This window comes from Actibacterium sp. XHP0104 (genome assembly GCF_025751515.1).
Taxonomy (GTDB): Bacteria; Pseudomonadota; Alphaproteobacteria; order Rhodobacterales; family Rhodobacteraceae; genus Actibacterium_D.
This window is the reverse complement of record NZ_JAOWLE010000001.1, coordinates 660528-674553: the sequence shown is the minus strand read 5'-3', so window position 1 is coordinate 674553 and position 14026 is coordinate 660528. Positions and strand designations below refer to the sequence as shown.

11 protein-coding genes are annotated in these 14026 nt (G+C 63.7%); 5 read left to right on the top strand and 6 right to left on the bottom strand.

Going from position 1 to position 14026, the window contains the following annotated elements:
• Together mfd and OE856_RS03465 are read right to left on the bottom strand one after the other, a co-directional pair.
• Positions 1-3459, bottom strand: a complete 3459-nt coding sequence (mfd, locus tag OE856_RS03470; RefSeq protein WP_263714649.1) for a transcription-repair coupling factor — start codon at positions 3457-3459, stop codon at positions 1-3.
• Between the two features lie 32 nt (positions 3460-3491).
• Complete coding sequence (locus OE856_RS03465) at positions 3492-4019, bottom strand: component of SufBCD complex (protein WP_263714648.1); 528 nt, start codon at positions 4017-4019, stop codon at positions 3492-3494.
• Between the two features lie 117 nt (positions 4020-4136).
• On the opposite strand from OE856_RS03465, the gene hemB reads away from it, so the two are divergent.
• The 3 genes from hemB to OE856_RS03450 all read left to right on the top strand — a co-directional run bounded on the left by hemB (position 4137) and on the right by OE856_RS03450 (position 6739).
• The gene (gene hemB / locus OE856_RS03460) at positions 4137-5138 is read left to right on the top strand and encodes a porphobilinogen synthase (RefSeq protein ID WP_263714647.1); all 1002 of its coding nucleotides are present in this window, start codon (positions 4137-4139) and stop codon (positions 5136-5138) included.
• Positions 5139-5260: 122 nt separating this feature from the next.
• A complete protein-coding gene (locus OE856_RS03455; protein ID WP_263714646.1) occupies positions 5261-5821 on the top strand; it encodes a YSC84-related protein in 561 nt (186 codons plus the stop codon).
• Positions 5822-6004: 183 nt separating this feature from the next.
• A complete protein-coding gene (locus tag OE856_RS03450) occupies positions 6005-6739 on the top strand; it encodes a hypothetical protein (protein WP_263714645.1) in 735 nt (244 codons plus the stop codon).
• A gap of 134 nt (positions 6740-6873) precedes the next feature.
• Here the strand turns inward: OE856_RS03450 and OE856_RS03445 are convergent, their stop codons facing one another.
• Positions 6874-7746, bottom strand: a complete 873-nt coding sequence (locus tag OE856_RS03445; protein WP_263714644.1) for an NAD(P)-dependent oxidoreductase — start codon at positions 7744-7746, stop codon at positions 6874-6876.
• A gap of 79 nt (positions 7747-7825) precedes the next feature.
• On the opposite strand from OE856_RS03445, the gene OE856_RS03440 reads away from it, so the two are divergent.
• Positions 7826-10294, top strand: coding sequence for a penicillin acylase family protein (locus tag OE856_RS03440; protein ID WP_263714643.1), 2469 nt, complete (start codon positions 7826-7828; stop codon positions 10292-10294).
• Here OE856_RS03440 and OE856_RS03435 read toward each other — a convergent pair.
• The 3 genes from OE856_RS03435 to OE856_RS03425 form a co-directional block, all read right to left on the bottom strand.
• Positions 10263-11621, bottom strand: coding sequence for a cytochrome P450 (locus tag OE856_RS03435; RefSeq protein WP_263714642.1), 1359 nt, complete (start codon positions 11619-11621; stop codon positions 10263-10265). The genes OE856_RS03440 and OE856_RS03435 overlap by 32 nt on opposite strands.
• Positions 11618-12832 (bottom strand): hypothetical protein, encoded by a 1215-nt coding sequence (locus tag OE856_RS03430; protein ID WP_263714641.1) that lies wholly within the window; start codon positions 12830-12832, stop codon positions 11618-11620. The genes OE856_RS03435 and OE856_RS03430 overlap by 4 nt, the downstream gene beginning before the upstream one ends.
• Positions 12833-12897: 65 nt before the next feature.
• A complete protein-coding gene (locus tag OE856_RS03425) occupies positions 12898-13644 on the bottom strand; it encodes a cytochrome c biogenesis CcdA family protein (protein WP_263714640.1) in 747 nt (248 codons plus the stop codon).
• Positions 13645-13763: 119 nt separating this feature from the next.
• Between OE856_RS03425 and OE856_RS03420 the strand changes: the two genes are divergently transcribed.
• Complete coding sequence (locus OE856_RS03420; RefSeq protein WP_263714639.1) at positions 13764-13994, top strand: sulfurtransferase TusA family protein; 231 nt, start codon at positions 13764-13766, stop codon at positions 13992-13994.
• Positions 13995-14026: the final 32 nt, after the last annotated feature.

Here is a 14026-nt window from a genome sequence, read left to right as displayed (position 1 = left end):
CTAGCCCTTTTTCGCCTTTTCCACCGCGATGACCTTTTCGGCCAGATCGCGCGCAATGGCAAAGGCGCCCTTGATCTTGTCGCTGTCTTTCTTCCAGTCACGGCGCACGATGATCTTGTTGTCCTTGACCTTGGCCAGCCCGTTCTGGGCGTGCACGAATTCGACCAACCCGGCGGGGGCAGCGAATTTATCGTTGTGGAACTGCACCGTCGCCCCCTTGGGCCCGCCATCCAGCCGTGAAATGCCCGCGCGTTTGCACATCGCCTTGATCCGCACGATCAACAGCAGCGTGTTCACCTCTTTGGGCAGCTTGCCGAACCGGTCGATCAGCTCGGCGGCAAAGCCTTCCAGCTCGACCTTGGTGGTCAGGTTCGACAGACGGCGATAGAGGCCCAGTCGCACGTCCAGATCGGTGACGTAATCGTCGGGGATCAGCACCGGCACGCCCAAGTTGATCTGCGGCGCCCATTGGTCGTCGGCCTCGGACAGGCCCTCCATCTGGCCCGATTTGATCTTGGCGATCGCCTCTTCCAGCATCGACTGATACAGCTCGAACCCCACCTCGCGCACATGGCCCGACTGTTCCTCGCCCACCAGGTTGCCGGCGCCGCGAATATCCAGATCCTGGCTGGCCAGAGTGAACCCCGCACCCAGCGTATCAAGGCTGCCCAGCACCCGCAGGCGTTTCGACGCGGCGGGCGTCAGGGGGCTGCGCGGCTTGGTGGTCAGATAGGCATAGGCGCGGGTCTTGCTGCGCCCCACCCGGCCACGGATCTGGTAAAGCTGCGCCAGCCCGAACATGTCGGCCCGGTGCACGATCATGGTGTTGGCTGTGGGAATATCCAGCCCCGATTCCACGATCGTCGTGGCCAGCAGCACGTCATACTTGCCGTCATAGAACGCGTTCATGCGGTCATCCAGCTCGCCCGCCGCCAATTGGCCATGGGCGGTGATGAACGTCACCTCGGGCACGTGATCGCGCAGGAAGGCCTCGATCTCGGGCAGATCGTTGATGCGTGGCACCACGTAGAAAGATTGCCCGCCGCGATAATGTTCGCGCAGCAGGGCCTCGCGCACGGTGACCGCGTCGAACTCGGACACATAGGTGCGGATCGACAGGCGATCGACGGGCGGCGTGCCGATGATCGACAGATCGCGCACGCCGGTCAGGCTCATCTGCAAGGTGCGCGGAATGGGCGTGGCCGTCAGCGTCAGCACATGGACATCGCTGCGCATCTGTTTCAGCCGTTCCTTGTGAGACACGCCGAAATGCTGTTCCTCGTCGATGATCAGCAGGCCCAGGTTCTTGATCCGCACGTTCTTGGCCAAGAGCGCATGTGTGCCGATGCAGATATCGACCGTGCCCTCGGCCAGCCCCTCGCGGGTCTTCGCGGCCTCTTTCGCGCTGATGAACCGCGACAGCTGCCGCACCTCGACCGGGAACCCCCGGAACCGGTCCTTGAAGGATTTCGCGTGCTGGCGCGCCAGCAGCGTGGTCGGCGCGATCACCGCAACCTGCATCCCCGATAGCGCCGCCACAAAGGCCGCGCGCATGGCGACCTCAGTCTTGCCGAACCCCACGTCGCCACAGATCAGCCGATCCATCGGCGAGCCATGCGCCAGATCGGCCAGAACATCCTCGATGGCACGCAGCTGGTCCTCGGTTTCCTCATAGGGAAAGCGCGCGCTGAACGCCTCCCACATGTGATGGTTCGGCTCCATCACCGGGGCGCTACGCAGGGCGCGCTCGGCCGCCACGCGGATCAGCTTGTCGGCGATCTGGCGGATGCGTTCTTTCAGCTTGGCCTTTTTCGCCTGCCACGCCCCGCCGCCCAGCTTGTCCAGCAGGCCCTCTTCGTGGCCAAAGCGGCTGAGCAGCTCGATATTCTCGACAGGCAGGAACAGACGGTCACCGCCCGCATATTCCAGCGCGATGCAATCGTGCGGCGCGCCCATGGCGGTGATGGTTTCCAGGCCGTTATAGCGGCCCACCCCATGTTCGACATGCACCACCAGATCGCCGGGCGAAAGCGACTGAGCTTCGGTCAGGAAGTTATCGGCCCGCTTGCGCTTTTTCGGCGCGCGGATCAGGCGGTCACCCAGAACATCTTGTTCCGATATCACCGTCAGATCGGGCGCCTCGAACCCGTGATCCAGCGACCAAACGATCAGATAGAGGTTCCGCCCCGGCCGCACCGCGCGCATGTCATTGATCAGCTGGGTGCCGCTGACGCCTTCGTCTTCCAGCAGGCCTTGCAGACGTTCACGCGCGCCACCCGAATAGGACGAGACGACCACCGGCCCATCTTCAAGCTTTGCTTTAATATGATCAGCCAGTGCGTTGAACAAGCTGACTTGTTCCAATTGGCGCTCGGGCGAGAAATTGCGCCCGATCCGCCCGCCTGCGTCGATCACGCCCGGCCCGGTCGCCTGCGGCAGCGGGTTCAGCTGCAGCACACGGTGCCCGGCGATGGCCTGCGCCCAAGCGGCATCATCCAGATACAGCAGGTCCGGCGGACAGGGTTTGTAGACCGTATCAAGCCGCCCCTTGGCGCCCATCGCCTCGCGCCGGGTGTCATACTGATCGCGGATGCCGTCCCAGCGCGACAGGCGCGCGGGCGTGACCTGATCATCAAGAAAGACCGACACGTCGGGCAGATAATTGAACAGTGTTTCAAGACGCTCGTGAAAGAACGGCAGCCAGTGCTCGACACCCTGATGCTTGCGCCCGGCGCTGACGGCCTCATAGAGCGGATCGTCCGTGCCGGCGGCGCCAAACTCGATGCGATAGTTCTGGCGAAACCGGGTGACGGCGGCCTCGTCCAGGATGACCTCGGACACCGGCGCCAGCTCGATCAGTTTCAGCTGTTCGGTTGTGCGCTGGGTGGCGGGATCGAACCGGCGCGCGCCGTCCAGCACGTCGCCGAACAGATCCAGCCGCACCGGCCCCGACTGACCGGGCGGAAAGATGTCAATGATGCCGCCACGAATGGCATAGTCGCCCGGCTCCATCACTGTCGGCGTCTGACTGAACCCCATGCGCACCAGGAAACCGCGCAGGGCCTCCTCGTCGATCTGCTGGCCCACGCGCGCCGAGAACGCCGCCTCTTTCAGAACCGCGCGCGCGGGCACGCGTTGTGTTGCGGCACCCAGCGTGGTCAGCACCACGAACGGCCCCGGCACCCCATGCGCCAGCGCCGCCAGCGTTGCCATACGCGCCGCCGACACATCGGCATTGGGCGACACACGGTCATAGGGCAGACAATCCCAGGCCGGAAAAGTCAGAACGGGAAGTTCCGGCGCGAACATCTCCAGCGCCGCCTGCATCGCGGCCAGCCGCTTGTCGTCGCGTGCGACATGCAGAACCGACCGGCCGGATTTCGCGATCTCGGCGGCGATCAGGCGCGCGTCAAACCCCTCGGGCGCGCCACTGACGGTGATATGATCAGGCAAGGACATGGGCCGCGACATGGCGTGCGGGGGGCGGGCTGTCAACCACCCAAGGCCCCGATCGACAGGTTCTGATACATCCCCCACAGCGCCGTCACCAGAATGGCGATCACCCCGATCACCTGCGTGCCCAGCCGGTGAATACGCAGCGCCCGCACCAGCGCGTCACCCTTGGGCCGCTGGCGGCGGATACGGCGCGCGGTAAAGGCGCTGAGCACCGTGACCAGGCTCATCGGGAAGGCCATCAGGAAAACCGCCTGGCAGAACTCGATCAGGTAGTAGAACCCAAGCAGTGCCAGCATGGTCAGGGTGAAACTGGCGATCCCGATCAGCCACAGGCCCGTAGCGGTAAAGATATAGTGGATGCGGTTGACGTTGATCCGCACGAGGCCCTCAAGGTCCTCCATCGCGGCCCCGCCCTTGCGCGAGGCGCGCTGGATCAGGTCGAACGGCACGCCCAAGATCCAGTGCGACGCCGAAGACCACAACACCGCGAGGCCGATCCAGTACCACAGGTTCGAGAAGGACCGCATGTCGATCACTTCGAAAACGGTGTTATGCAAGTCCACTGCCTGGCCTCATTCTTATGCCCGCGCACATTAGCCGCGACATTGCGCGATTCCTACCCCTTGAGATATGGCCAAATCCATGCGACCCAAAAGGGAAATATCTGCAAGGATCGCCCAATGCGCCCCATCGTCGCCCCCTTTCCCGCCGCGCGCCTGCGCCGCACCCGCAAATCGCCCGCCATCCGCGGACTGGTGCGCGAGAACACGCTAAGCGTCGATGACCTGATCTGGCCGATCTTTGTGCGTGAGGGCACCGATGTGGTCGAGCCCGTGCCCTCGATGCCGGGCGTCAACCGCCTGTCGATTGACCGCGCCGTCGCCGCCGCGCAAGAGGCGGCCGAGCTGGGCATTCCCGCGATCTGCATCTTTCCCTACACGGACCCGGCGAAAAAGACCCTGCTCTGCGAAGAGGCCTGGAACCCCGACAACCTGTCGAACCGTGCGATCCGCGCCATCAAGGCGACGGTGCCCGATATCGCGATCATGACCGACATCGCGCTTGATCCCTACAATATCAACGGCCACGACGGCATCGTTCGCAACGGCGAGATCGTGAATGACGAAACCGTCGAGGCGCTGGTGAAGATGGCGCTGGCCCAGGCGAAGGCAGGCGCCGACATCCTGGGGCCCTCTGACATGATGGATGGCCGCATCGGCGCCATGCGCGCCGCGTTGGAGCGCGCGGGTTACCCCAATGTCGCGATCCTCAGCTATTCGGCCAAATACTCCAGCGCCTTCTATGGCCCGTTCCGCGATGCGGTGGGCGCCTCGGGCGCGCTGACCGGCGACAAGAACACCTATCAGATGGACCCCGCCAATAGCGACGAGGCCCTGCGCCATATCGAGCGCGACCTGCAGGAAGGCGCCGATATGGTCATGGTCAAGCCCGGCATGCCCTATCTGGATATCTGCCGCCGGGTGAAAGACACCTTCGGCGTGCCGACCTATGCCTACCAGGTGTCGGGCGAATACGCGATGCTGCAGGCTGCGGCCCAAAACGGCTGGCTGGACGGCGACAAGGTGATGATGGAAAGCCTGCTGGCCTTCAAGCGCGCGGGCTGCGACGGCATCCTGACCTATTTCGCCCCCGCGGTGGCGCGCAAGCTGCGCGGGGCGTGATCGCCCGCTCGCGGCTTTTCGCCTTTACTGGACAAGATGTGATGACAGCCCCGGCGCAAACTACTATAGTTTGCGCAATGGCCGCCAAAGGCCACAAGCAGAGGCATATTGAGGGCAAAACCATGAGCAACTTTACCCGCCGGAAATTCCTGGTGGCGGCCGGTGCAACCACCGCCATGACTGCCGCCTGTGGCAACGGTGTCGGCTCGAACAACGCGGCCACACTAGACGCACGCATCGACGCGGCCCGCGATTATCTTTTCAACCGCTACCCGGCCACGATGGACCTGGACAACAAGGCGCTGGGCACCCTGTGGATGCCGCTGGTCACCAAGGCCGGCTTCATGTTCGGCGGCGCCTACGGCCAGGGCGCGCTGCGCATCAACAATGTCTCGGTCGATTACTATTCGGCCGCACAGGCCAGTTTCGGCCTGCAGATCGGCGCGCAGCAATATGCGCATGCGCTGTTCTTCATGACCGAAGACGCGCTGAGCACCTTCCGTCACTCTCCCGGCTGGTCGGCCGGCGGCGATCTGGAATATGCGCTGAAAGATCAGGGCGGCAACCTGTCGGCCAAGACCGTGACCGCGCTGGATCCGGTGATTGCCGTGGTCTATGGCCAGGCCGGGCTGATCGTCGGCGCCTCGCTCGAAGGCACCAAATACACCCGCATCATCCCCTGATCAGAGGGACAACTGATCAAACAAAAACGCCCGAAGGCATCTTCGGGCGTTTTTTAATGATGTTCAAAGCCAACTTCCGCAATGCGGGACAGAGCGGACTCTGCATGCAGAAAGATGAACGTCCGCTTCGTGCATTTCCAGTCAACAGCTGATAGACAATGCACTGAACGGCCTGTGTGAATCATGAACAGACTAGCGAAGAAAATCACGAGCGAACCAATTGGGCTTTTAGGATTAGCGGTCGCAATTCTTGCTCTGTTGCCTGCCTACTGGACTTTGCTTTCCGATAGCAACTACACATTCTCCTTTCAGTGCTCAGAGATCGGCCCTGAAAGTGGGAGTCTTTTAATCGATGGTGGTGTGCACACGGATTTCGTTGCAGTTCACACGCGCTGTGACTTTAGCAACTTAGACAATCAGACCATTTCAGTTAAGAGAGCTTCGGCAAGTGCCAGCTTTGAAGGCTTTCGCAATGAAAATATTGAGTTCGACGCCCCATTCAAAACAGCACCATTTATGGCGCAATATCAGCCTCTGGGTGGAAACACAGCCCACGCTGTTTCTGCTGGCGAGACACTCTTGTTTGATGAGTTCTACATGATTCCTATCGACCGCAGTTGGGCAGAAAACCAAGAACTTTGCTCTGATATCCACTACGACGAAATTACATCATTTCGAAATGTCGCAAACTGTATCCCAGACCTTAGAAGCGAATGTTTGGAAACGTATCTTGATGAAATGAATTTTTTGGGTGGAGCAGGTGGGTCCAAACCGTATCGAGCCTTGGCTATTCTCGTGACACTGGGCAACGACACGTTTGCGCGAGCCCCTATGTCTTTGCCATGGTACTGGAGACCCTTTCCAGACACTCCCTTTGACGGATCACGTTGCCCGAACCCAAACAAGACAGACAAGTAGCGGCCATTCGTGCGCCGCGCAGCATCGGTCGAAATGGGCTCCAAACTGACATTATTACCATAGCAACATGATGCCACCCTGCACGCGAAATCTGAAACGATCCCTGTGCAGGGCTGACCAAATCGCGGCCGCTATTAATCCAGTGCCCTCAGGCGTTTGATCAGGCTGGACGTATCCCAACGCCCGCCGCCCATATTCTGGACATCCTTGTAGAACTGATCAATCAGCGCCGTGACCGGCAGGCTGGCGCCGGTTTCCTCGGCCGTGGCCAGGCAGATCGCCAGATCCTTGCGCATCCAGTCCACCGCAAAGCCGTGATCGAAATGATCGTCCAGCATGGTTTCATGCCGGTTGACCATCTGCCAGCTGCCCGCCGCGCCACCGCCGATCACCTCGACCACCGCGCGCCCATCCAGCCCGGCCTTTTCGGCGAAATGCAGGCCTTCGGACAGGCCCTGAACCAGCCCGGCAATGCAGATCTGGTTGACCATCTTGGCCAGTTGCCCGGCGCCGCTGTCGCCCATGCGCTTGGCCAGCTTGGCATAGGCGTCCATCACCGGCTCAGCCCGGTCATAGTCGGCCTGCGTGCCGCCGCACATGATCACCAGCTGGCCATTCTCGGCCCCCGCCTGCCCGCCAGAGACCGGCGCATCGACAAAGCCGATCCCCGCCGCGCGGGCCTGCTCGGCCAGTTCGCGCGTGACCTTGGCCGAAACGGTGGTGTGATCGACAAAAAGCGTGCCCTCCGCCATCGCCCCGAACGCGCCGTCCGGGCCCACGCAGATCGCGCGCAGGTCGTCGTCATTGCCGACACAGGCCATAACCATTTCGGCCCCCGCCGCCGCATCTGCCGGCGTTTTGGCCATGCGGCCCTTGTGCTGTTCAACCCAGCGCGCGGCCTTTTCGGTGCTGCGGTTATACACCGTCACCTCATGCCCGGCCGCCGCCAGATGCCCCGCCATCGGGTATCCCATGACACCCAGACCCAGAAAAGTTACCTTGGCCATGCTTTTCCCCGTTTTTCCCTTGTTCTAACCTGCACACAGAACTAACCGCTGGGGCCGTGCCGTCAATAACGGGGATGGGATGCCGATACTGTTTCGCTGGATGATCCGCCTGACCGGGGGCCTGGTGCTGCTGGTGCTGGCCGTGGTGTTGGGGGGCTATTACCTGGCCTCGCGCTCGCTGCCCGAATATGACCGCCTGACCGAGGTCGAGGGCCTGGGCGGCGCGGTCGAGATCGTGCGCGACAATGCCAACGTGCCCCATATCGAGGCCGGGCTGGACGAGGATGTCTATTTCGGCTTGGGCTATGTCCATGCCCAGGACCGGCTGTGGCAGATGACCATGCTGCGCCGCACCGCGCAGGGCAAGCTGAGCGAAATCTTTGGCCCCCGCACCGCCCGTATCGACGAGCTGATCCGCCGCTTTGACCTGTATGGAAATGCCCAGCGGTCTGTTCCGGCGCAAGACGCCCGCACCCTTGCCGCGCTCGAGGCCTATGCCCGCGGCGTCAACGCCCGCATCAAGCAGGTCAATGACGAGGCGCTGGGCCGCGGCGCGCCCGAATTCTTTATCTTCTCGCCCGAGATCGCCTTTTGGCAGCCCGCCGATTCCATCGCCATCGGCAAGCTGATGGCCCTGCAGATGTCGGGCCATATCAGCAACGAAGTGCTGCGCGCGCGGGCCTCGCTGGCGCTGACCGATGCAAGGCTGAACGACCTGATGCCGGTGGCGCCCGGCACCGGCGTGGCCGAGCTGCCGCGCTACTCGGCACTGTTCCCCGCCGCGCCGACGCAGCTTGCCTCGGCCCCGGCGCCCCGCGATCCGCTGTCGCCGCTGCCGCCGCGCGGGCTGGGCGGAGCGTCCAACGCCTGGGCAGCCTCGTCCGTGCGCTCGGCCGCTGGCGGCACGTTGCTGGCCAATGACCCGCATCTGGGCCTGACCGCGCCCGCGATCTGGTATCTGGCCGGGCTGAAACTGACCACCGGCGCGGTGATCGGCGGCACCATCCCCGGCGCGCCGATCGTGCTGGTTGGCCGGTCCGAACACCTGGCCTGGGGCTTGACCACCACCTATGCCGACGATCAGGACGTGCTGATCGAAAAGCTGAACCCGGATAACCCCGAGGAATACCTGACGCCCGAGGGCTACAAGCCGTTCGAGACCCGCCGCACCATCCTCAACATCAAGGGCTCCGCCCCCCAGACCATCACCCTGCGCTGGACCGAGAACGGCCCCGTTCTGCCCGGCAGCCATTATGACCTGGCCACCATCACCCCGCCCGGCCATGTCGCCTCGGTTGCATGGACCAACCTTTGGGAAAACGACACAACCGCCACCGCCGCGATGCGCCTGATGCAGGCGCAATCGGTCGACGAGGCCTTGCAGGCGGTCGAGCTGTGGCGCGCGCCCGTCCAGACACTGACCCTGATCGACGCCGACCACATCGCCATGCAGGTCGTGGGCGCGCTGCCCTCGCGCAGCGCGCTGCACCAGACCCAAGGGCGCATTCCCGCCCCCGGCTGGCTGTCTGAGAACCGCTGGGCCGGCGCGCTGCCCTATGCCGACAACCCGCGCTTTACCGACCCCGAGGGCGGCATCCTGGGCAATACCAACAACAAGATCATAGACCGCGCCTTTCCGCGCCATCTGACCTTTGACTGGGGCGACAGCCAGCGCATTCAACGCTGGCGCAACCTGATGCAAAACCGCGAGGTCCATACCCGCGAAAGCTTTATCGAGGCGCAGCTTGATACGGTCAGCTTTACCGCCCGCGCCCTGCTGCCGCTGATCGCGCGCGACCTGTGGTATACCGGCGAGGCCGCCCCGCGCGGCACCACCGAACACCGCCGCCAGCAGGCGCTGGAAATGCTGGCCAACTGGAACGGCGAGATGAACGAGCACATGCCCGAGCCGCTGATCTACGCGGCCTGGCTGCGCCATCTGCAAGATCGCCTGATCCGCGACGACCTGGGCCCGCTGGCCGACGAGTTCACGCATGTCGAGCCGCTGTTCATCGAACGCGTCTACCGCGACATCAACGGCGCCGCCACATGGTGCGATATCCACCAGTCCACCGCCAAGGAAACCTGCGCGGAAATCGCCCGCATCGCGCTGGACGAGGCGCTGCTGTGGATCAATGAGACCTATGGCGGCAACCTGGAAAGCCTGCGCTGGGGCGATGCCCACCAGGCGCGCCACGATCACCCGGTGCTGGGCGACGTGCCGATCCTGCGCTGGTTCGTGAACATCCGGCAATCGACCTCGGGCGGCGATTTCACCCTGATGCGCGGTGTCAGCGCCGGCACAGGGTCTCAGCCCTTTGCCAATGTCCATGGCGCGGGCTATCGCGGGGTCTATGATTTTGCCGATCCCGACAGTTCGGTGTTCGTGATTTCGACCGGGCAATCGGGCCACCCGCTATCACGCCATTACGACGATCTGGGCGAGCTGTGGCGGCGTGGCGAATACATCCCCATGTCGCTTGACCCCCAGCTGGCGCGCGCCGCCAATGTCGGCATTACGACACTGGTGCCGAAACTCGACGACTAAGCCGCAGCCGAATGCCGTCGCGCGCTCGCACCGTCAGATGCGCGACCGGCACGGGCGTGTTGACCGGCGCAAGCTGCCAGTCGGCCAGGATCAGCGCCAGCATCAGCGGCCCCTCGACCATGGCAAACCCCGCGCCGGTGCAGACCCGCGGCCCCGCGGAAAACGGCATATAGGCGGTGCGCAGGCAGGCCTTGCCGTTCTCGGCCGCATAGCGGTCGGGGTCGAACCCATCGGGATTGTCCCACAGCCGTTCATGCCGGTGCAGATGCCAGGGCGACAGCACGATCTGGCTGCCTTTGGGCACGTCACGGTCGCGGAACCTCTCGGGCTGCGTGGCTTCGCGCACCATCATCGGCACGGGCGGGTATAGCCGCAGCGCCTCGCGAAACACATCGCGGGTGAAGCGCAGCTTTGACAGGTTGGCGAATGTCGGATCGGCGGCAAACGCGCGCGCCTCGGCGGCAACGCGATCCTGCGCCTGCGGGTGCATGGCAAGCAGATACAGCGCCCAGGCCAGCGCCGAGGCCGATGTTTCATGCCCCGCAAGGAAAAAGATCGCCACCTGATCGACCATCTCGGCGGTGTCGAAACAGGCACCGGTTTCTGGGTCGGGCGTGGTCATGATCTTGGTGGCCAGATCGTCGGGCGCGGTGCCTGCGGCGATGTCCTGCATCCGGTTTTGCGTCAATTCCCCGATCAGCGCCCGGATCTGCGCCGCCGTTTTGCGTGTATCCCCGCGATGCAGGCGCGGCATCCAACGTGGCAGCGGCACGAACGCGCCAAGGTTCAAGATCGGCTGGCTGCGCTGATAGGCGCGGAATTGGTCGAACACCTGAGCGGCAATGTGGTGGTCGATCGGGATCGAAAACAGCGTGCGAAAGATCACGTCGGCGGCGGCATGGCTGGTCTCTGGCTCGATCTCGACCTCGCCCTCGGGCAGACGCGCGCTGGCCGCCTGCCCCGCTGCCAGCATCGCCGGAAACGTGTCGCGCAGCCGCCCGCCCTCGAACGCCGGGTCAATGATACGCCGCTGTCGCGCCCAGGTGGCGCCATTGGTGACAAACACCGAATTGCCCAGCAAAGGCCGCAGCCCCTCGGCCACGCGGTTGGATTTTGGAAAATCCATCGGCCGCTGTTTCAGCACCAGATCCAGCAGTTCCGGCTGGTTGATCAGGTATGACCGAAAGAATGGCGTGCGAAACTCGGCCATCCAGGCGCGATACAGCCGCGCGGGCTGGGCCGACAGGATATCGTCGCGAAACAGCCGCATATAGCGCAGCAACGACACGCGATCGGGGCGCGCGGCGGGCTTGGGCGGTGTGCTCATGCCGCCATCGAGCGATAGCGCGACACCGCCACGTCGATCCGGCTTTTGGAGGGCGCGCGCCCGGCATAGCGGCTGCCCAGCGTCTGCGGCCCGGCGGTGATCTGGAAATAGTCGTAATCACGCGGCCGATCGAACGCGCAGAGATACTGGAAATGCAGCCGGAAGAACCTCCAGCGCAGGTCCTTCCATCGCTTGGGGCTAAGGCTTTGGGTAAAGGCGGCCGAGATGACCAGCGGCCAGCGCTTGCCCGGCGGCTCGACCCCGCTGACACTGACCGGATCGCACAGCGCAAAGGAACAGCCGTCGCCCGGCGCGGTCACGTCAACCCATGTCAGTTCAGACCGGGCGGCCAGGAAATGCAAGTCGCTGCGCAGCCTTTGGGCGCGGGGCAGGAAACTGACCATCGGCACCACCTGCCCCAACGACAGGAACGACAGCGCGGGCCCGTGCTCGGGCATCTCGCGGTTGCGGATCAGATCGGCCAGGATCGACACCGCCAGATGCGCGCCCGAGGAATGGCCGACCACCAGAACCTCGTCGAGCGTCGGATCGCTCAGGGCGCGGGCAATCTCGGCACGGAACTCGTCCATCCGCGCCTCGAGCTCGGGCGGGTTGGCGCCAATGCGCCGCGCCGAATAGGCATAGTCATGCATCAGGTAATAGGCGTAAAGCCGGCCGTCCTGCTTGCGAAACCAATGCAGGATCGGCCACACGACGCCCAGCCCCAGCCAGCCCACATAGGGCAGCCCCGTCAGCGCCAGCACGCCCCCCACCAGCCGCGCCGCCAACAGCGCCACGCCCAGCTGCGCCAGCAGCATTCCAATCGGGTAAAGCGCCGCGATGATCGGCCCCTTGCGCAGCAGCATCAGCCGGTAGAACGCGCCGCTGCCGATATAGATCGTCACCGTCCACAGCAGTTGCAGATAGGTCGCCAGGATGCTGTTGCTCATCGAGCCGCGCACGATATCAGACCAGACCATGACCTCGACATTGGCATCGACATCGGCCCCGTCGATCCGCGCGGCGACCTGCCAGCCGAACCGGCGCGGGTCGCTGCCGGGGCTAAGGGCGATCTGATAGCCGGAAATCCGGGCCTGCTCGGCCGATTCCTTGCGGTAAAGCTCGCGATAGCGGCGGGGGTGAATCGGGTCATAACCGGGGATGTAGAACACCCGGCGCCGGCGCACCTGTTGTTGCCCTTGCGATTGCATTGCCGCCTTCTCTGGCCGTTTCTGCGGCCAAGACTAGCGCGGGATTTCGGCAAAAGTAAGCCGCCCTATCCCAGATTGGCCAGCGCCGGAAAGGTTTCGAGCAGCCAATAGGAAAAGCTGGAAAACCCGCCGGTCAGCATCAGCAGGCCAATGGTCCACAGCAGCAGGCCCATGATGCGCTCGATCTGCTCCATGTGACGCTTCATCCACGCCATGACACCGCTAAGGCGCGGGAAGAACGCGGCCACCAGCAGGAACGGAATGCCCAGCCCCGCCGCGTAAACGCCCAAGAGCAGCGTGCCGCGCGCAACATTCGCCTCGGACGCCGCCATTGAGATGATCGCCCCTAGCTGCGGCCCGATGCAGGGTGTCCAGCCAAAGGCGAAGGCCAGCCCCAATACATAGGCGCCAAAGGCCGACCCGCCCTTGTCGCCCGCATCAATCCGGGCCTCGCGATTGAGAAAGGGGATGCGGATCGCGCCTACGAAATGGGCGCCGAAAACCATCACGACGACCCCGGCGAAGATATTGAAATATTGCTGGTTTTTCAGAAAGAACGCACCAAAGACCGACGCGGTGAAGCCCAGGAACAGGAACACCGTGGACAGGCCCAACACAAAGAACAGCGCCGGCAGGATGGCACGCGCGGTGCGGCCCTCGTTCAGGTCGGTGACGGTGATCCCGCTCATATAGGCCAGATAGGGCGGCACGATCGGCAGAACGCAGGGGCTGAGAAAGCTCAGCAGCCCCGCAACCAGCGCAATCATCATGGCCGGCAACAGCCCTGCGTCGATCAGCTCTATTCCGAACATGCCCTATCCTCTTTTGACCTCACATAGCGAATGCCCGGCCCGAGGTCACGCCACCTTTTGTCACATCCGCGTGCGGGTGTGGGCTTTTCGCAGCGCCGGTTTTGACCTATGGGTCGGGCATGACACCCGACCTGGAAATCGACGCGACCGGCCTGAAATGCCCCCTGCCCGTGCTGCGCGCCCAAAAGGCGCTGCGCGCGATGGCGCCGGGCCAGGTCTTGCGTATCCTGGCCAGCGACCCGGTCGCGGTGATCGATCTGCCGCATTTCTGCGCCGAGGCCGGGCATGATTTTCTGTCGATGGATGAAACCGGCCCCGTGCCCGCCTTTCTGATCCGGCGCGGCATATGAAAACGCCGGGCTGAGGGCCCGGCGTTTCAAGG